Annotated in this window: 1 pseudogene; it reads right to left on the bottom strand. The window is 62.8% G+C overall.

Annotation, left to right across the window (positions count from 1 at the left end):
- Positions 1 to 258 (bottom strand): annotated as a pseudogene (locus EOB49_RS35525) (ABC transporter ATP-binding protein); the annotation flags it as partial.

The following is a 258-nucleotide window of genomic DNA, read 5'->3' as shown; positions in this document are numbered from 1 at the left end:
CCGATTGCGGACTGCCGTCGGAGATCTTGCGGCCGTACTCCAGCACCACGACATGGTCGGAGATCTGCATGACCACCGACATGTCGTGCTCGATCAACAGGATCGAGGTGCCGGATGTGTTCTTGATGTCGATCAGCAGCTCGTTCAGCGCCGCCGATTCCTTCGGATTGAGGCCGGCCGCCGGTTCGTCGAGGCACAGAAGTTCGGGTCCCGTGCACATGGCGCGAGCGATCTCAAGGCGGCGCTGCGCGCCATAGG

Origin of the sequence: Mesorhizobium sp. M7A.F.Ca.MR.148.00.0.0 (assembly GCF_003997735.1) — a bacterium.
Lineage (GTDB): Bacteria > Pseudomonadota > Alphaproteobacteria > Rhizobiales > Rhizobiaceae > Mesorhizobium.
This window is presented reverse-complemented; position numbering and strand designations above follow the sequence as displayed.